Raw genomic sequence first — 17,277 nt, forward strand, 5'->3', positions numbered from 1 at the left:
GTTGGCTGCTTGTAGTTTTGTGAATTCTAATAAAAATAAATCTGCTTTACAAACAAAATAACTGAAATTACTGCTGCTTCATGTGAGCTAACAGCCAAGCGTGAATCGATTCAGCGAGGGCTACATTTTGCTCTAAATAATGGAGCAGCAAATCATAATATGCTTGCGACGCTGGATCGATTTGTGCTTGATCTATCCGTGCAAGAATTCCACGCATTAAAGAGAGCGCAGCATTAGCCCGATGGCGCAATTCATGGTCAATTTCGGCGATTAATGCAATTGGATTCGAATCCATTGAAGCTCCTTATTGAGCTAAAAATCAGTGATTATTGGACTACATGTTGGTGAATAAACAGCGCGTGATTAAAGGTAAGTGACGCGTTCTCCTGTGGTTGTCGACTCTTAACGCAGCAATGCTGCTTTCGATTATATACTGCATACATCGATAAGAAACAACGTTCGAACAGCGAAATCGATAACAAGCAAGATTCAAACAGCGGCTCGATACACAACAACATTCAAATATAGGGGGATGTTATGAAAGCCTTACGTGTATTTCCTAAACTGGTCATTGTCGTCGGGATCATCTTTGCCTTAGGTGGCGCAGTGACGATGGGGGCTGGTATCTATATCAATAATTTCGTTGGCGATAAACTTGAAGCGCAACAAATCACGACACCTGAGGATGCATCGATTCCAAATGCACCGGTGAACGATATTGCAACCGCCTTGAGCATGGCCGACATCATTCAACACCACGCTGCTGATAGCTCACAAGGTCTGTCGTACGCACAAATGGGTCGGTTCTCGACTCCCGACGGTGCACCAGCTGGTACGAATAAAGCAGAAGAAGCTTTGAAAGATGCCAATGGCAAACCAGTTGCCAACCAAGCTCGCAATACCCAATTGACGGCTGCTGGGCTTGTAACATCACTGAGTCTTTCAGCAATGGCCCTTGGCGCTTCGTATGGCGCAATCGCCCTTGGCCTTGGCTTCTTGGTTCTTGGCATCATCGTTGCTGGACTTGGTTATGCCTTACTAGGCTTGATTACTCCAGAAGTTGCCAAACGCTTCGGCCTACAACCAGTAGCAGCAAGCAAATAACCTTTCAAAAGCCCGCCAGTCACAACGACTGGCGGGCTTTTTGTTGTGTTTAATAGCCTTCGTTGCTAAGCGATTGTTGATAGGCTTGGCGTACGCTTGGGCTGATGCTTGCTTCGCCTGCCGCGAAGGTTAATTCTTGATCAACTGCTGGATTGAGCGCCGCTTGCGCTGCATACTGTTTGTTTTTGGTGATGTGGCGGGCGACGATTGCCAACAAATTGGGTGTTGGCAAGGCAGCTTGGGCCGCTTGGCTGGCTGCATCCCAAAGCTTGGCTTGTTGCAACGCTGAATTAGCTTGTAATACGATTTGTTGGACTGCAATTACAAATGCTGCATGCGGTGGTTTTTCGCCCAAGGCCATGCTTGCACACAGCGCCGGATCATCGGTGAGGTAGCCAGTGCCATTGATGTGCAACACTTCCTCGTGGCCTGGAACCAGAAATGCTAGCCCAATCTGAGCCGATTGTAACAGATTGCGCACGGTGTCAGCCCGCTGGTTGCCTTTACGATCAGCGATAGCCAGCGTTCTTTCATCGATTATCCGCACAAATCCTGCTGTATCGCCTTTGGGGCTGGTATCGCTGCCGCCGTTGGCATCCCACGATGAGAGCAGCACAAACGGCGATTGGGCCAAAAACGAGCTAATCAGCGGATCGTTGAGACTTGTTGCGCTATGCTGAGGGCTAAAATTACTTGACGTAATCGTTGGGCTTGTAGCAAAAAGCTTTGAGCGCAAAATGCACTTGGCACAATGCACAAACGCCTCTTCAACGGTAATCGTTACGTGAGTTGACGTAATGTCAGTTAGTTGGCCATTCACCCGCAGCGTTTCGCCGTGGGTTCCGGGCAAAAAGAAGAGCAACGAAACACTGGGATACTGCTCGGAGAGCGCGAGCGCACTTGGACGATCAAACGTTATTTGGGTGGTCGATTCGACCCGCATAAAACCAGGCGTACCGCCAATGATCGTTGTCTGCGGCTGGCCTGCTGGATCGCGAAACCCCAAACCAGCGATCGGCGCAAGCGCCAGAATCGCTTGGCAATCGTCGTCGAGGCTAGTAACCGTTTTCATCAAAACCAATTCGTTAGGTGAGCCAATCAGTGCTTCAACTTCGCTGATAGTCGTTATCCGTCGCATCGTTATTTCCTTTATTGTTGTGATTATGGAGGGCAACAATGAACATCACAATCAACCATAAACATCGATGCTGGTTACGATAATCGATGCTTGCTTATTTGGCGAGGACAATAGTCGCCCCTATGATTGATTTTTGAATATAATCGGCACACGATGGTGCTTTTTCGGCCTCCAGCAATATGCATAATTGCTGCGGTGATAATCAATAGAAGGAAGTTGAGAATGAATAAAGAACCATATGATTACAAAGCAACTGAACTGTCGGCTGCTGAAAATCGCATCCGAATTCGGCGTTGGTTATTGATCAATCTGTAAAATGGCAAATGGCTCGCCAAACGGCTGTTCGTCGGTTTCTACAAAACCAAGCGATTGATACAAGCGGCGGGCGACATGATTCGCATCTTCATAACTGACCGCTACCGAGCTACCCCCAGCGGCGCGAATTGTCGCGAGCATGTGTTGAATCGCTGTGCGTCCATAGCCGCGACCCTGAAATGGTGCATCAATTAAGAGCCGCAGCAGCCCCCAACCATAGACGGGATCATGGCCATACATAATGAAGCCAACCAGCGTTGCATCTGCATAAATGCCTTGGGTTTCCCAATGCGGTTCGAATCGCGATTGCACCAACGATGCTGCGGTGCTGGCGACAAACTGCTGCTGATGCGGCGCAACGCTTAATTCCAAACAGGCCCGCGCGTTGGCTAGGGTAATTGGTTGCAGGGTAATTGTGGCGTTTGGCGTAGGTCGTGGCGGCAGTGCCAACGCCACATTCACCGCTTCCGCTGAATCGCTGGCGATAGCTTGTGCTCCAAGTGCGGCCAAAAATTGGTGAGCCAGCTGATTACTGGTTGGATAAGCTGCATACAACTGCTGAATGCTGTAGTCCTCAGCGCGCTCTGCAAATAAGGCGGCGATTGTCGCTCGGCCATAGCCTTGTCGTCTCAGCTGCGGATCGATGATCAGATCGTAGAGCCACCAACGGCCATCAGCGATCGATGTACCTTCGACTACCACTCCAACCACCTGCTGCGTTACCTGCGCGACAATTGCGCGAATTTGGGCATGTGGAATGATTGCGGCGTTGGCATAGGCGCTGGTGATCGCTGGCTGCTCAGCATCGATGGTGGTCAATGCGTCAACTAGGGCTTGGTTGAGTGCTTGTAACTGAATTTTCATTGCAACAACTCCTTTGGGCTACCGAGCTAAACCAAAAGGGACGGCATCAACAGACCCGTAGGTCTCTGCGATGGCCGTCCCCAAAAATTGGTAGTCGGAATTCAATTAGTAGCATGGTATATCGCGCACCGCCGCTGTGTCAAGCGATTAAACTCCTCAGATTTCGTTTATTCAGCACGCTATCAGCCAAGTTTCATTTGTTGATCAGCATGTTTGATCGAGCGCACTCTATACTGCAACGAGGCCAGATCGTTAGTGTCAGAGAAATGAGGATCGATTATGCGTCGATGGTGTATGCTGATCAGTCTGCTGTTGCTTGGATGTATGCAACAACCAGCCCAACCGCGTCCGACCGCGCTGCCTCAAGCAGCAGTTTTGCCAACCCAAGCAGTGCCTGCCACCTTACGTGCGCCCACGACTGAGCCAACGCTCCAACCAAGTATTGTACCAACCGCCAGTTTTGCTAGTGCTACGCCAACAATCGAAGCACCACCAACCAGCACGCCAATCAGCGCGCCGCCGTTTACAGCCCCAGTCGATTTAATTGTTGCTGGCTTGGACATTAGCCATACAACAATCATTATCTCACAGCTGTATGGCGATAGCGAAACCAGCCCGATGTATGAAATTCCATGCTTTGCGGAAGCTGGGTGTGATGAGGTCAGTATTTTTTCGATTCCCCACCACCAAGAACTTGCGCTCAAAATCAATGCTCGTGGCGATAGCCGTTTATACTTAGTCAACCTTGAAACCCAAACCCATAGCCAAATTGCCGATCAACTTATATCATTTCGTAGCAATGTTGTGGCCGCACCCGATGGTAACACGCTAGCCTTTATTAAAATGTATCCAGAAATGCGCAAGGCTGCTCCGATGAACGAAACTTCGATCTGGGGCTACGATCTGACAACCAAAGAACTGTTTGCGATTACTGATTGGGGTTATTACAGTAGCGAGATTTATTGGCTCGATTCGAACAACCTTGTATTTTGCATTGGACGGGTAGCAGGGACGAGTGCTTTTGAAACATGGCAGGTTGCAATTGATGATCTGGAACCGCCAGCCTATCAAATCAAAGGGAAATTTATTGCTGGGCAGATCGATCCACCACGCTGGTTTCTAATCAATGAGCAAGAAGGATTAAGCCAGCTTAATCATTATTTCCCTGCTACTGCTGAGCTTATTCACTATTCTGAGCCTTTTACAACGACGGACGGTTTGGACCATGCGAAAACTATAACCATGCAGGCATCGCCTGATCTGCGCCAAGCCTTGCTGATTGAAAATGATACGTTGCTGCAACAGAGCACCCTGACGATCATCACATCATCGTCAGCAATCACACTGCCTATTCCGTATCAATATTCCTATCAGGCTATCTTTTGGAGTTCGGATAGTCGCTATGCCTTTGTAATGGCGCATGACACCATCATTCCGGTTGATCCTGAGCAGGCTGTGCTTTTTGCCCCAATTCGGCAACCGACGAAGCTCAATATCTGGGATGGCCTAGATTCTTTTCTTGCTATTCAAGGGCGCTAAGCAATTTCACACTACTGCAAATTTATGCGCTAGAATACAGCCAATTACAGGTAGCCATGCCACACAGCACAGCATTTGCTTGGTTGTGTGGCCTTTAGATTGTATCCCAATCAGGATATGCAATCTAGGAAGGTTTCTATGCTTCGTCGTCTCTTGGTCGTTGGCCTGAGTGTATTGGGAGGGTTGCTGCTAATCCAGCATGCGCTTGCCGATCAGCAGCCTGTTGCTTCAATGGCTATACCCGTTGGTGGTGGCGGAACAGCTACTGCTACGATTGTGCTTACGCCCACCGCAACCCTCACGCCAACCGCAATTCCAACTGCTGCGCCAATCAGCCTTGATAACTATCTACCAATCGTGGTCAAAGCGCCGCCGCCACCGACGGCAACGCCAACGCCAATCCCAACTGCTACGCCGATTCCAACCGCAACCCCGATTCCACCAACCAGCATTCCGCCAACGCCGACGCTGGGCACGGTCAACCCAAGCTGTGATGGTGCGGCGAGTTCGGCGGCTCCCAACTATCCAGTCGCGATTACCAATGTCAACAAGGCTGGTAATCCAGAAACTGTGACGATTCGCAATACATCGAACCAACCTGTTGATATAAGCAACTGGTGGATTTGTTCAATGACTGGTAATCAGCGCCATGCGATCCTGAGTGGCACGTTAGCTCCAGGCCAAACCTTGGTCGTTGTTTCGCAGGCAAATGGGCCGATTTGGAATAACACGGCAACTGATCCTGCTGCGCTCTATCGCCGCGATGGCTTGCAAGTTGGCTATCGCAGCCAATAGCCGCCAATTAACCTGTGGTTGGTATGCTTTATGCTGGGCAATGCTGCTGAAACGTTGATTGTGCTGGTTGTTGATGCAACGAAAGGAGTATCCTGATGGCTGCTATTGCTCACAAGATCGTGCCTCATCTGTGGTTTGATACCCAAGCGGTCGAGGCGGCAAACTTCTATTGTTCAATCTTTCCCGATTCACAGATTACCAGCAATACCACATTGCCAGATACGCCCTCAGGCGATGCGACGACGGTTACATTTACGCTTTTGGGCCAGCAGTTTATGGCAATTAGTGCTGGCCCGCTGTTCAAATTCAATGAATCGATCTCCTTTATGGTGTATTGCGATGATCAAGCTGAGGTCGATTATTACTGGGAAAAACTTTCCGCCGTGCCCGAATCTGAGCAATGTGGCTGGCTGAAAGATCGCTATGGGCTGTCATGGCAAATTGTTCCCAAGGCCATGAATACCATGCTCGAAAACGCTAATCCAGCGCAAATTGCGCGGGTAACTCAAGCCATGCTCGCCATGAAGAAATTGGATCTGGCGGCACTGCAACAGGCCTATGCTGGCGAACAAGGCCACGCTTAAGCCTGACGCAGGTGCTCAGTCGCCGTTTGAACCAGCTCGATAAACGCTTGGGTTGCATGACAGCGGTAGACATCGCGCTGCCAGAGCAACCCAACTTTACGAGCAGGCGTTGGGTTGATTAAGCGAATTCGCGTTAAATTCGCTGTTGGCCGATCATTCAAGCTTAGCGCTGGCAAGACGGTTGGCAACCCTGTGCGTTCAACCACCGCCAAAATACTGCTGACAGTATTGAGTTCCATCACAATTTGGGGCTGCGCAGGAGCCAAGCGCGCGCTTTCTTCCCACAGGCGGCGGGTACAAAAGCTCTTGGCAAGCAACACCAAATCCATGGCATCAAGCGCTGTAACCGCAACTTCCTGCTGGCTAGCAAGCGGATGATCGTTGCGCACAATCAATGCTAAGCGTTCCTCAAACAACTCTTGGCTTGCTAAAAGTTCGTGCGAACTTGGCACAAAACTCAAGCCAAGCTGCAACTCACCTGCTAGCAACCGTTGTTCAATCGTGTCTGCTGGCGCTTCCTCGATCAACAATTTAATCCGTGGGTGGCGTTTTGCAAAGCTTGCGGCGAGCGCGGGAATCAAATAATCGTTGACTGTTTGAACAACGCCAATCGTTAATTCGCCCCGTTGCAGGCCTGCAAGTTCACGAATTGCCGTTTCTGCTTGCTGCAACTCGCCAAAAATCCGCTCTGCATGCTGGTATAAAATGCTGCCTGCTGCGGTTAGGCTCACGCCACGTTTCGAGCGATTGATTAACACAGTGCCAACAGTTTGTTCTAAAACCTGAATTTGCTGCGATAACGCTGATTGCGAAATGAACAGCGTTTCGGCGGCCCGCGTAAAATTGGCAGCCTGCACAACCGCTACCAAATAGCGCAGTTGACGTAATTCCATCATCACCTCAGCTTATCAAAAGTATAAGATCTATCTGTTAGACTAATTATAGCAGGCGGGCTAGAATCATGGTGTTGAACGTTCGCGCCATTCAATGGCGTTGTTTCTGGAGAACCATATGCCTTCGACAGCATCGATTCCTGGTTATACGTATGGTAGCGCTGAGGTGGCCGAATCGCCATTTCACTTAGCTGATCTTGCTATTCTCAAGCAGACGCTTCTTTTTACTGAAGCTGATGTGCACTATTTGCGCATGGCTGGCACTGTGCTCGAACCACAAGTTGAGGCCATTTTGGATGTTTGGTATGGGTTTGTTGGTGCGCATCCGCATTTGGTCGCCTATTTTTCCACCACTCAGGGCGTAGCGATCCCCGATTATTTGGCTCGGGTGCGCGCGCGATTCGCCCAATGGATTCGCGACACAACCCAGCGCGAGTATGATCAGACATGGCTTAATTATCAAATGGAAATTGGCTTGCGCCACCATACTGAGAAGAAAAACCACACCGATGCTGCTGCTGGAGCGCCACCGATTATTCCGCTGCGCTATATGGTTGGATTTATCGTGCCGATTACGATCACGATCAAAGAGTTTCTCAAAGCTGGTGGCCATAGCCCAGAAGAGGTTGAACAGATGTATGCTGCTTGGTTTAAGGCAGTGGTGTTGCATGTTACGCTGTGGCTCCAACCCTATGCCCAGCCAGGTGAATTCTAATTTTCTCAGCTTCTCAACCCTCTCGCCCACTGAACGCGGGCGAGAGGGCATAAACTCTACCCTTGAACGCTTGGAATCAGGTTATCTCCTTTCAAGGCTTGCTGCAACCACCAATGCAGCCCAAGCATCAGCCCAATTTCGGCAATTAATGCAATTAACAATTCGCTGCTGAACAATATAGCGAAATTATTGGCGCTGAAGCGCAATAATCCACCAACAATAAAGGCTGTAAATATCGTTTGCAGCAGCAGCCGATATTTGGCCAAATCGCGTACTGCCAGCAGGATGCAAACGCCGAGCGTGCCAAACACCCCAGCCAAAAACCGAAAATGGCTATCTTGCACGCCATAGCGCAGATTGTTTGCATCGGCAACGTTTGGTGGCGCACCTTGCCAACCAAGCGTTTCAAACCCGCCAATCCCAAAATCAATGCTGATATACAAACTATACAATCCCACCAATACCAACACGATCTTGAGGCCCATCAAACTTGCTCGTTGCATCAGGTCGCTCCCAATTTCAATTAATGGATGCACGATACAAGTTGCCGTAGGGTTAACTGCAAGCCTTGGTAACAAATATTCATTTTTGTTCAGGTTGGAGCTATCGAAGAGTGCTTAGCCGCTGATGCTACTAAGTAACAGGCGTTTTTTGCCCAGTTGATAGGCCTTATCGCCAACGACCAGCTGTTGATCGTCAAAGGTAAAGCGCCAGCGTTGGCTTAATTGGCTTGGTTGGGCCAGCCAAACCGTTTGTTGCTTTGGTTCAAATACCAAAGCCAACTGGGTTGGAAAATCACCAGTATGTTGTTGGGTTGCAGCCAAAATTGTAAAGGCTCGATCAACATCTGGCTGTTGCTGCTGATTCAATAATTGCTGACAGCGCAAGTAGCGATCGGCGCTTGGTTGTTGGCTCAGGCTAGCTGCTGGCGTGCTATTTGAAAAGTTGGTTTGAATCAGGCTATGCTCGTGTTGGACCAGCCCAGTTTGGCCTGGCTCCAAGATGCCAATCTGGCCATGCTCATCGCGTAGCAAGCTATGCACGCTATGATTGGGCACATTGACAATTTGTTGGCTTTGCAGCGCAGCAACATCAATTGTTCCGGTCAGAAATTGCTCAAAAACTTTCATAATGTGCAGTACATCTTTGCCACGCCGATAGGCTCCGGCAGCGGTGGCAGGCAACATTTGCAAATTCATAAAGCGGCCAGTGCTGGTGAGGCCAATTGCTGGCAACCATTGGCCCTGCTCCGCTTGTAAAATTAATAATTGGGCTGGATTGGGCATGCTCAAAGCGATTGGGCGCGGCCCAAGATCAAAATTCATTGCCACCAAGGCTTGAGGCTGGTTAATTGCAAAACTGGTACACATACATCCTCTGTGGGTAAATGATTAAGCATGGTATACCCCACAATGCTTGCAATGCCAATCCTGCTTTGGCCTGATCCATGCGCTTGCTGCTCGTTCTATAGTTGAGTTCTAGCAACTGAAAGAGTGAGGTTTCCCATGGATGAAGAATGGTTGCCACAGCATTATTATGCAGCGCTCGAGATCGACGCTGCGACAATTCTACCAGCCCTCCGGCAGCTTTTAGTGCCAGCTACGCCAGCGAGCAATGGTTTTTATGAGCTGATCGTGATGCATGATCTGGCTGCTAGCCTAATTCAAGGTTGTGCTGAACTTGGTGTTGTAACCTATGCCCTTTCGTGGTGGTGTCATGTTACGCCAACCAATCAGGCGCTATATGGTTGCCCCCATGGGTTTGGTGGCCCGCCAACTCATGAGGGCCACTTCTGCGAATGTGGGCAATACCCCGATTACGAGATTCTTGCTCCACGCTCTGGTTGGCCAGCTTCGCCGCAAGCGATAGCGCTGCTTTGCGCTGAACAATTGCAGCAGGCTATTGCCCAAAAATTGCCATTCGAACCATTTTTTCGGCCTTGTTTGGCTATTGGGCTATGTTTGGCAGTGCCAGCAACTTGGGCATACGCTCGTTAATCCCATAAGCCTTTTTGACCAAAATCCACCAAAATTGCCCTAAGTTGGACATGCTGAATTTGGAGATAGACCTGTTCAGAGGTCTTGATCGATTGGGTTTGTTGCGTAAGATCGAGCATTGGACCAAACGTTACGCGAACTATGCGGCGGGTTTGGTTTGTCTCAAACGCAATCGGCGTTGCGACAAAACGCTCTGTTGCTAGCGGAACGTGAAATTGCACTCCGCCATGTTGCGCTAAATTGGGAATTGCAAGCTGATCGTTTAAGCGCGGCTTGACGAGCAGATCAATATTCATAATCCAGCCCTGCGCATCCAAATCGATGATGACATAGTTATCGAAGTTGATGCTATAAGCCCATTCGCGGGCTAGTGGGTTTGAAATTGACATAATTTTCACTGAGCGATCATAGCTGGCGTGCAACTCGCCATAGCTGCTCGTTGTGCTCATTTTTGCCACATTAAGCCCCATCGTTGCTCCTCCTTATGCTCACACTCGATCATCGTTCGAGTAGTATAGCGCTTGAATCGGATGGCGCTGCTTTTTGCTAAGCCACTTGAGCAGATGTTTCAGGTTGACGTTTGATGATGGGCGACGGTAACGACAAGAGTTGCCGCCGCCCATCGTGCTATGCCAGCAAAAATCGCTTGATCGAGAATGATTGTAAGCAACAGGTGTTAATGCTCGTTAGCTTGTAATGTTTCTGCGAAGATGATTGAAAGGCCTGCCTTGAGATCGACAGGTTTGCGGCCAAGCAGCGTTTCTAAGCTCGCTGAAACTTGATCTTCTTGACCAAGCTTTATATCGGTCATAAACCCAATGATCCGTTGAATGACTTGCTCATCCAGACCGCGCTGCTTGAGGTTTGCGGCAAATGCCGACCCTTCAATCGGCGTATAGGCAATTGCTTGCCCCGTCAGTTCGGAGAGATACTGCGCCACATCAGCAAATGACCACGTTTCACTCCCAGTAAGTGCGTAGATCTGGCTCTCATTGCTCATCTGAACAAGTGCATTGGCCATTGCCTCGCCTTGCTCACTGCGTAGCGCGAAGGCAACGTTGCCATCACCTGCAGGGAGCGTAATGCCACGCTCAAAGCCACGTGCTCCGCCAATAAATTGCGGAATTGCATCCATATACAAGGCATTGCGAAAGATCGTATAGGCCATACCGCTGGCTTTAATCGCTTCTTCGGTCTCAAAATGCTCATGCATCAGCGTATTGGCGAGGGTCGCCGGATTGCGTAAGTTTCTACTGGTATAGGCAATTCGTTTGACCCCGGCTTTTTTTGCTGCATCGATGACATTTTGGTGTTGTTGAACCCGTTTGCCTTCTTCGGTTCCCGAGATCAGCAGCACCGTATCGATACCTTGCAGCGCTCGATCAAGCGAATCCAAGTCGTCATAACTGCCAATCCGTAGATCTAGCCCTTGGGCTTGAAGCTGGCTCGCTTTGGCTGGATTCCGAACGAAAGCGGCTATTTGGCTGATGGGCAGTTGGCGTAAAAGCGTCGTGATGACTGCTGTCGCGATTTGTCCGGTTGCGCCTGTTACCAAAATCATAGCTTCTCCGATTCAAGTAATGTTATCGATGATAACTATATCATGGTATCATCGATAATTCAATCACTGTTATCACTTTTATGCTATCATTGCTACTATGCAAAATTCTGAAACAACAGCAAGCCTTAATTCACACGATCGCATTGTCCGCGTTACGGCTCATTTGCTGGCCAATGGCGGTCTTGAGAGTGTTTCAACCCGCGCAGTTGCTGAGGCTGCTGGGGTTCAAGTGCCAATTATCTATCGGCTTTTCGGTGATATGCGTGGTCTGCTCAACGCTGTTGTTAGCCATGGCTTTGAGGTTTATCTTGAGAGCAAACGCGAACGACTAGCGCAGCATGATCCTGTTGAGGAAATTCGTCATGGCTGGGATATGCATGTGGAGTTTGGATTGCTCAATCCTGCCTTGTATCGCCTGATGTATGGCGAGCCACAGCCAAGCAAAGAGGTTCCGGCTGCGCTCAAGGCTTTAGCAATCTTGCGTGAACGAGTAACCCAGATTGCTGCGACAGGTCGTTTGCTGGTCGATGTTGAGTCGGCGGCTCAGATGCTGCACGCTGCCTGTCGCGGGGTGACGTTTAGTTTGCTCGAAATCGATTCTGCCGTACGTGATCTCACGCTTTCGACTCGGGTGCGCGAAGCCATCTTAACGGCGATCACGCGACCTGCTGAGGCCAACACGCTCGATGCAACACAGAATGCTCCAAGTCAGTTGATCAGTACGGCAGTCGCACTCAAAGCTCTGTTGCCAAACGCCCACAGTTTGACTTCAGGCGAGCGTGCGTTACTCAGCGAGTGGCTTGATCGCCTCAGCCTGAGCCGTTAATTCATCGAAAGATTGGGTTTGATAGCAGCCGTTTAAAAGTGCAATCCCCGAACACTATCAAACTAGAGGGCTAGCTTGACGAGTTCGGGGATTGCAGCGGATTAAAAAATTGCTAGGCCAAGGCTTCGGCTGCTGCGCGGCCAGCGGTACGGCCAGAAAAAATACAGCCGCCAAGGAAGGTGCCTTCAAGCGAACGATAGCCATGCATGCCACCGCCGCCAAAGCCCGCCACCTCGCCAGCAGCATACAAACCGCTGATCGGCTGACCATCTTGGCCAATCACCCGTGCCGAAAGATCGGTTTGTAGCCCACCCAACGTTTTGCGGGTCAGAATATTCAAGCGCACTGCAATCAATGGGCCTGCCCTACGATCCAAAATTTGATGCGGTTTAGCAACGCGAATCAATTTATCGCCAAGGTAGTTGCGTGCGCCACGCAAAGCAGTAATTTGCATATCCTTGGTAAATGGATTGGTAATTTCGCGGTCGCGGGCCTGAATTTCGCGCTCAATCGCTGCTGGGTCAAGCAATGGTTCTGGGGTGAGCGCATTCATGCCTTTGATTAAATCGGCCAAATTATCGCGCACAACAAAATCGGCTCCATGGCGCTTGAAGGCCTCAACTGGTGCGGTTGCGCCGGGCAAAACGCGGCCCAACACTTGACGCACGCTTTTGTTGGTCAAATCGGGGTTTTGCTCCGAGCCAGAGAGCGCAAATTCTTTTTCGATAATTTTCTGCGTCAGAATAAACCAACTATAATCGTAGCCTGTGTGCATCAGATGTTTGAGCGTGCCAAGGCTATCGAAGCCAGGAAACAGCGGCACTGGCAAGCGATTGCCTAGCGCATCGAACCACAACGACGATGGCCCAGGCAAAATGCGAATGCCATGGTTCGTCCAAATTGGCTTCCAATTTTGCAAGCCCTCGGTATAGTGCCACATGCGGTCGGGATTGATAATTGTGCCGCCAGCAGCCTCAGTAATTGCCAACATCCGACCATCAACATAATCGGGAACCCCCGCAACCATGGTTTTTGGCGCTTGGCCAAGCCGTTCAGGCCAGTTTTTGCGCACTAAATCGTGGTTTGCGCCGATGCCACCAGAGGTCACAATTACTGCTTGCGCCTGAAATGTGAAACTACCAACGACCTTGCGCGAGCTTGGCACGCCGCGCGCTAGGCTGCTTGGCTCCAAAATATCGCCCTCGATGCCAGCGACTGCCCCGCCATTGAGCAACAATTGATTCACTCGATGGCGAAATTTCAGCGTAATCAGACCTTTTTGGGCTGCTGCACGCACGCGGCGCTCAAATGGCGCAACCACACCGGGGCCAGTGCCCCATGTGATATGAAAGCGCGGCACTGAATTGCCATGGCCAATTGCGCCATAACCGCCGCGCTCAGCCCAGCCAACCACTGGGAAAAAGCGCATGCCCTGATCGTAGAGCCATTGGCGTTTTTCGCCAGCAGCAAAGGCCAAATAGGCTTCGGCCCATTTGCGCGGCCAATAATCCTCTGGCCGATCAAACGCGGCGGTTCCCAGCCAATCTTGCAAGGCCAGTTCATAAGAATCTTTGATTTTGAGACGACGTTGTTCTGGGGAATCGACTAAAAATAACCCACCAAACGACCAAAATGCTTGCCCACCAAGATTCTGCTCCGATTCTTGGTCGACCAAGATGACTTTTTTGCCGGCATCGGCCAATTCGGCGGCGGCAACCAGCCCGGCCAAACCTGCTCCAACAATGACCACATCGGCATCATAGTGCATGGACGCTCCATTCTGCTGCATTAGGTATTTGTTGATTATACGCGATTTTAGCTGCTTGCAACCACTTAAATGCGTCGCTGATGGTGCAGTATTCTAGGCCATCATCATCATGATTCTTGCTGCTTGTGCCTAAAGCATAATTAGGTAAATATGAACTTTTGTGAACATAGATGAAATGAAATTAACTAGCAGAAATTGATTGAAATAGATTAATTAAATTATTATAGCGCTAGAATAAAAAATGGATGTACGATTAATTATTTGACATGGCTGATTGCTCAGGCTATACTTCCTGCTGATAAAAACTGTTTTTTCAGATAAAATAGTTTTTAGCATTTGATTAATACTTGCCAAAACTTGCTCAATAAGCGAGCAAGCAGGCTTAAGGAGTAGCTCGTGAAACTTGTGCGTTCTTTGATGCTGTTGCTCTGTCTGAGCATGGTTATTGCAGCCTGTGGTGGTGCAGCCACCCCAACGACTGCGCCAGCAGCACCAACCACCGCTGCAGCAACCCCAACCACCGCTAGCGCAGCTGAAGCTACCGCTACCGTCGAAGTAACCGCCGTTGCTGAGGTTTCGCCAACCGTGCCAACCACGACCACAACTGAGCCAGCAGGCGGCAGCTTGGTGGTCTATTCAGGTCGTTCAGAAAGCTTAGTCGCTCCATTGTTGGAGCTGTTTACCCAAGAAACCGGCATTGCAGTTGAAGTTCGCTACGGCGACACCGCCGAAATGGCTGCTCAAATTCTCGAAGAAGGCGAAAATAGCCCAGCCGATGTGTTCTTTGGCCAAGATGCTGGCGCATTGGGTGCATTGAGCGATCGTTTTGTCCAACTCGATAGCAGCTTGCTGAGCTTGGTCGACCCACGCTTTGCTTCAAGCGGAGGCAAATGGGTTGGCGCTTCGGGCCGCGCTCGGGTTTTGGTGTATAACACCGATGTCTTGACCAGCACCGACTTGCCAGCTTCGATTCTCGATTTGACCAAACCAGAATGGAAAGGCCGCTTGGCTTGGGCTCCAACCAACGGCTCATTGCAAGCATTCGTCACCGCGTTGCGCGTCAGCCAAGGCGAAGATGTGGCCAAACAATGGCTCGAAGGCTTGATTGCCAACGAAATCAAAGTCTATGAATCAAACTCAGCAATCGTCAAAGCTGTTGCCAATGGCGAAGTTGATGCAGGCTTGGTCAATCACTACTATCTGTTTGCCTTGAAAAAAGACCAACCAGATGCTAAGGCTGCCAACCACTACTTCAGCAATGGCGATATTGGCTCATTGGTCAATGTTGCTGGCGTAGGCATTTTGCAAACCGCCAAAAACCCAGCAGCAGCCCAAGCCTTTGCTAGCTTCTTGCTGAGCGAAACCGCCCAAAATTATTTCACCGAAAAAACCAATGAATATCCCTTGGTTGCTGGCATTACCACCAACCCAGCGATCAAGCCATTGAGCGAAATCACCACCCCCGACATCGATTTGAGCAACCTGAAAGATCTCCAAGGCACCTTGGAATTGTTGCAAGATGTTGGCGCGATTCAATAATGGTCTGACTTTCGGTGTGCGCTTGGGAAGATTGTTGGCACTATGGTTTTTAAACGGCTTCAATTAACTCGGCCACGCCGCTGGCCAGCACTGATGTTGACGATCAGTGCTGGCCTGATTGCGTTAATGATGGTTTTGCCGCTTGGCTATTTGCTCTTGCGCACCAGTGAAGCGGGCGATGCTGCTTGGGCGCAATTACAACGCCCCACCACTTTGCGCGTTTTTACTGGCTCGGCGTTGCTGGCGATTACGGTCACGCTTGGCTCGCTGCTGATCGGGTTGCCCTTGGCCTGGCTGACCACCCGCACCAATTTACCTGGCGCACGCATTTGGTTGGGCTTAATTATGCTGCCAATGGCAATTCCTTCGTATATTGGGGCTTGGGCGATTATTGCTGTGCTTGGGCCGCGTGGCTTGTTGCAACAATGGCTCGCACCGTTGGGCGTTGAACGCTTGCCTGAAGTTTATGGATTTTGGGGCGCAGCCGGAGCGTTAATTCTGTTTGGTTATCCCTATATTGTGTTGAATGTGCGGGTTGCCTTGCGCAAGCTCGACCCAGCCTTGGAAGAAGCAGCGCGCTCGCTTGGCCAACGTTCGGGCCAGATTTTCTGGCGAATCACCCTGCCTCAATTGCGCCCAGCGCTTGCAGCTGGTAGTTTGTTGGTGGTGCTGTATGCCTTGAGCGATTTTGGCGCAGTTTCGTTATTGCGCTATAGCTCGTTTACCCGCGCGATTTATTTGCAATATCGAGCCTCGTTTGATCGAACTGGTGCGGCGGTGTTGTCGTTGTTGCTGGTTGGCTTAGCTTGTGGCTTATTGGCTGCCGAAGCACTCAGCCGTGGTCGGGCGCGCTATTATCGCTCGTCTGCTGGCGTTAGTCGCCAAGCGAAAGTTGTTGAGCTTGGACGCTGGCGGTGGCCAGCTTTGCTATTTTGCTCGGTTGTGGTGCTGTTTGCGGTGGTTTTGCCAATTGTGGCGATTGTGGCTTGGCTGATTATCGGCATTCGCTCTGGCCAAGCGTGGAATGTGCAACTTGCTGATCTCGGCAATTCGTTGCTGGCCGCTAGTTTGGCAGCCCTGGTAACGATTGTTTTGGCCTTTCCGGTGGTCTTTTTGGCCGTGCGCTATCCGAGCCGTTTAACGAGTTTAATTGAACGCGCAACCTATGTTGGCTATGCCTTGCCTGGCATCGTCGTCGCCTTGGCTTTGGTTTTCTGGGGTGCTAATTATGTGCCATGGGCCTACCAAACCTTGGGCTTGTTGATTTTGGCCTATGCTGTGCGCTTTTTGCCGCAAGCCATTGGCAGTTTGCGCACGAGTTTGTTGCAAATCAACCCGCGCTTGGAAGAGGCTGGCCGTTCGTTGGGCCAACCACCATGGCGGGTAGTGCTAAGCATTACCTTGCCGCTGCTACGGCCTGGCATTGTTTCGGGAGCTGCCTTGGTGTTTCTTTCGACCTTGAAAGAATTGCCAGCAACCCTGCTGTTGGGGCCGACCGGCTTTCATACCTTGGCAACCGATATTTGGAACAACACCACCGAACTACGCTTTTCGCAAACCGCGCTGCCTGCTTTATTATTGATGTTGGCCGCCTGTGGCTCCTTGGCCCTGCTGCTGGCGAATGAACGCAAGACGTGAG

18 protein-coding genes are annotated in these 17,277 nt (G+C 50.3%); 9 read left to right on the forward strand and 9 right to left on the reverse strand.

All coding sequences use genetic code 11. The features are described from left to right. Window positions 1–67 precede the first annotated feature (67 nt). The gene (locus C5S61_RS07380; RefSeq protein WP_110514420.1) at window positions 68–295 is read right to left on the reverse strand and encodes a hypothetical protein; all 228 of its coding nucleotides are present in this window, start codon (window positions 293–295) and stop codon (window positions 68–70) included. A 242-nt stretch (window positions 296–537) separates the two neighbouring features. Here C5S61_RS07380 and C5S61_RS07385 point away from each other — a divergent pair, with 242 nt between their 5' ends. Beyond that, window positions 538–1,104: a hypothetical protein gene (locus tag C5S61_RS07385; protein WP_110514421.1), complete on the forward strand. Its 567-nt coding sequence runs from the start codon at window positions 538–540 to the stop codon at window positions 1,102–1,104. A 49-nt stretch (window positions 1,105–1,153) separates the two neighbouring features. Here the strand turns inward: C5S61_RS07385 and C5S61_RS07390 are convergent, their stop codons facing one another. After that, window positions 1,154–2,242, reverse strand: a complete 1,089-nt coding sequence (locus C5S61_RS07390) for a pyridoxamine 5'-phosphate oxidase family protein (protein WP_110514422.1) — start codon at window positions 2,240–2,242, stop codon at window positions 1,154–1,156. A 297-nt stretch (window positions 2,243–2,539) separates the two neighbouring features. Next, the gene (locus tag C5S61_RS07395) at window positions 2,540–3,421 is read right to left on the reverse strand and encodes a GNAT family N-acetyltransferase (RefSeq protein WP_110514423.1); all 882 of its coding nucleotides are present in this window, start codon (window positions 3,419–3,421) and stop codon (window positions 2,540–2,542) included. A gap of 279 nt (window positions 3,422–3,700) precedes the next feature. Here C5S61_RS07395 and C5S61_RS07400 point away from each other — a divergent pair, with 279 nt between their 5' ends. The 3 genes from C5S61_RS07400 to C5S61_RS07410 all read left to right on the forward strand — a co-directional run bounded on the left by C5S61_RS07400 (window position 3,701) and on the right by C5S61_RS07410 (window position 6,339). After that, a complete protein-coding gene (locus C5S61_RS07400) occupies window positions 3,701–4,960 on the forward strand; it encodes a hypothetical protein (protein ID WP_124033400.1) in 1,260 nt (419 codons plus the stop codon). A gap of 138 nt (window positions 4,961–5,098) precedes the next feature. Next, on the forward strand, window positions 5,099–5,755 hold the full coding sequence (locus C5S61_RS07405; protein ID WP_124033401.1) for a lamin tail domain-containing protein: 657 nt from the start codon (window positions 5,099–5,101) through the stop codon (window positions 5,753–5,755). A 95-nt stretch (window positions 5,756–5,850) separates the two neighbouring features. Then, complete coding sequence (locus C5S61_RS07410; RefSeq protein ID WP_110514426.1) at window positions 5,851–6,339, forward strand: VOC family protein; 489 nt, start codon at window positions 5,851–5,853, stop codon at window positions 6,337–6,339. On the opposite strand, the gene C5S61_RS07415 is transcribed toward C5S61_RS07410, so the two are convergent. Next, a complete protein-coding gene (locus C5S61_RS07415; protein ID WP_110514427.1) occupies window positions 6,336–7,232 on the reverse strand; it encodes a LysR substrate-binding domain-containing protein in 897 nt (298 codons plus the stop codon). The genes C5S61_RS07410 and C5S61_RS07415 overlap by 4 nt on opposite strands. A gap of 118 nt (window positions 7,233–7,350) precedes the next feature. On the opposite strand from C5S61_RS07415, the gene C5S61_RS07420 reads away from it, so the two are divergent. Beyond that, entirely contained in the window at window positions 7,351–7,947 is a 597-nt protein-coding gene (locus C5S61_RS07420; RefSeq protein WP_110514428.1) for a protoglobin domain-containing protein, read from the forward strand. A 56-nt stretch (window positions 7,948–8,003) separates the two neighbouring features. Here C5S61_RS07420 and C5S61_RS07425 read toward each other — a convergent pair whose 3' ends face one another. Continuing rightward, window positions 8,004–8,450 (reverse strand): DUF4345 domain-containing protein, encoded by a 447-nt coding sequence (locus C5S61_RS07425; protein ID WP_110514429.1) that lies wholly within the window; start codon window positions 8,448–8,450, stop codon window positions 8,004–8,006. Window positions 8,451–8,564: 114 nt separating this feature from the next. Next, window positions 8,565–9,317 carry a hypothetical protein gene (locus tag C5S61_RS07430; protein ID WP_110514430.1) on the reverse strand — a complete coding sequence of 251 codons (753 nt, stop codon included), beginning with the start codon at window positions 9,315–9,317 and terminating at the stop codon, window positions 8,565–8,567. A 135-nt stretch (window positions 9,318–9,452) separates the two neighbouring features. Here C5S61_RS07430 and C5S61_RS07435 point away from each other — a divergent pair, with 135 nt between their 5' ends. Continuing rightward, window positions 9,453–9,944: a hypothetical protein gene (locus tag C5S61_RS07435; protein ID WP_110514431.1), complete on the forward strand. Its 492-nt coding sequence runs from the start codon at window positions 9,453–9,455 to the stop codon at window positions 9,942–9,944. Here the strand turns inward: C5S61_RS07435 and C5S61_RS07440 are convergent. Then, a complete protein-coding gene (locus C5S61_RS07440) occupies window positions 9,941–10,414 on the reverse strand; it encodes a hypothetical protein (protein WP_110514432.1) in 474 nt (157 codons plus the stop codon). The two genes, C5S61_RS07435 and C5S61_RS07440, sit on opposite strands and share 4 nt — an antisense overlap. 206 nt (window positions 10,415–10,620) lie before the next feature. Next, window positions 10,621–11,505 carry an SDR family oxidoreductase gene (locus C5S61_RS07445; RefSeq protein ID WP_110514433.1) on the reverse strand — a complete coding sequence of 295 codons (885 nt, stop codon included), beginning with the start codon at window positions 11,503–11,505 and terminating at the stop codon, window positions 10,621–10,623. 97 nt (window positions 11,506–11,602) lie between these two features. On the opposite strand from C5S61_RS07445, the gene C5S61_RS07450 reads away from it, so the two are divergent. Continuing rightward, window positions 11,603–12,331: a TetR/AcrR family transcriptional regulator gene (locus C5S61_RS07450; protein ID WP_110514434.1), complete on the forward strand. Its 729-nt coding sequence runs from the start codon at window positions 11,603–11,605 to the stop codon at window positions 12,329–12,331. 112 nt (window positions 12,332–12,443) lie between these two features. Here C5S61_RS07450 and C5S61_RS07455 read toward each other — a convergent pair whose 3' ends face one another. Beyond that, window positions 12,444–14,099 carry an FAD-binding dehydrogenase gene (locus C5S61_RS07455; protein ID WP_110514435.1) on the reverse strand — a complete coding sequence of 552 codons (1,656 nt, stop codon included), beginning with the start codon at window positions 14,097–14,099 and terminating at the stop codon, window positions 12,444–12,446. A 396-nt stretch (window positions 14,100–14,495) separates the two neighbouring features. Here C5S61_RS07455 and C5S61_RS07460 point away from each other — a divergent pair, with 396 nt between their 5' ends. Together C5S61_RS07460 and C5S61_RS07465 are read left to right on the forward strand one after the other, a co-directional pair. Then, window positions 14,496–15,638 carry an iron ABC transporter substrate-binding protein gene (locus C5S61_RS07460; protein WP_110514436.1) on the forward strand — a complete coding sequence of 381 codons (1,143 nt, stop codon included), beginning with the start codon at window positions 14,496–14,498 and terminating at the stop codon, window positions 15,636–15,638. 42 nt (window positions 15,639–15,680) lie between these two features. After that, window positions 15,681–17,276, forward strand: coding sequence for an ABC transporter permease (locus tag C5S61_RS07465; RefSeq protein ID WP_110514437.1), 1,596 nt, complete (start codon window positions 15,681–15,683; stop codon window positions 17,274–17,276). Window position 17,277: the final 1 nt, after the last annotated feature.

It is taken from the genome of Herpetosiphon llansteffanensis, assembly GCF_003205875.1.
GTDB classification, from domain to species: Bacteria; Chloroflexota; Chloroflexia; order Chloroflexales; family Herpetosiphonaceae; genus Herpetosiphon; species Herpetosiphon llansteffanensis.

Bases quoted from the DNA above. Each gene is read 5' to 3' on its own strand.
- C5S61_RS07380 (WP_110514420.1), bottom strand. From the start codon at position 295: ATGGATTCGAATCCAATTGCATTAATCGCCGAAATTGACCATGAATTG.
- C5S61_RS07385 (WP_110514421.1), top strand. From the start codon at position 538: ATGAAAGCCTTACGTGTATTTCCTAAACTGGTCATTGTCGTCGGGATC.
- C5S61_RS07390 (WP_110514422.1), bottom strand. From the start codon at position 2,242: ATGCGACGGATAACGACTATCAGCGAAGTTGAAGCACTGATTGGCTCA.
- C5S61_RS07395 (WP_110514423.1), bottom strand. From the start codon at position 3,421: ATGAAAATTCAGTTACAAGCACTCAACCAAGCCCTAGTTGACGCATTG.
- C5S61_RS07400 (WP_124033400.1), top strand. From the start codon at position 3,701: ATGCGTCGATGGTGTATGCTGATCAGTCTGCTGTTGCTTGGATGTATG.
- C5S61_RS07405 (WP_124033401.1), top strand. From the start codon at position 5,099: ATGCTTCGTCGTCTCTTGGTCGTTGGCCTGAGTGTATTGGGAGGGTTG.
- C5S61_RS07410 (WP_110514426.1), top strand. From the start codon at position 5,851: ATGGCTGCTATTGCTCACAAGATCGTGCCTCATCTGTGGTTTGATACC.
- C5S61_RS07415 (WP_110514427.1), bottom strand. From the start codon at position 7,232: ATGGAATTACGTCAACTGCGCTATTTGGTAGCGGTTGTGCAGGCTGCC.
- C5S61_RS07420 (WP_110514428.1), top strand. From the start codon at position 7,351: ATGCCTTCGACAGCATCGATTCCTGGTTATACGTATGGTAGCGCTGAG.
- C5S61_RS07425 (WP_110514429.1), bottom strand. From the start codon at position 8,450: ATGCAACGAGCAAGTTTGATGGGCCTCAAGATCGTGTTGGTATTGGTG.
- C5S61_RS07430 (WP_110514430.1), bottom strand. From the start codon at position 9,317: ATGTGTACCAGTTTTGCAATTAACCAGCCTCAAGCCTTGGTGGCAATG.
- C5S61_RS07435 (WP_110514431.1), top strand. From the start codon at position 9,453: ATGGATGAAGAATGGTTGCCACAGCATTATTATGCAGCGCTCGAGATC.
- C5S61_RS07440 (WP_110514432.1), bottom strand. From the start codon at position 10,414: ATGGGGCTTAATGTGGCAAAAATGAGCACAACGAGCAGCTATGGCGAG.
- C5S61_RS07445 (WP_110514433.1), bottom strand. From the start codon at position 11,505: ATGATTTTGGTAACAGGCGCAACCGGACAAATCGCGACAGCAGTCATC.
- C5S61_RS07450 (WP_110514434.1), top strand. From the start codon at position 11,603: ATGCAAAATTCTGAAACAACAGCAAGCCTTAATTCACACGATCGCATT.
- C5S61_RS07455 (WP_110514435.1), bottom strand. From the start codon at position 14,099: ATGCACTATGATGCCGATGTGGTCATTGTTGGAGCAGGTTTGGCCGGG.
- C5S61_RS07465 (WP_110514437.1), top strand. From the start codon at position 15,681: ATGGTTTTTAAACGGCTTCAATTAACTCGGCCACGCCGCTGGCCAGCA.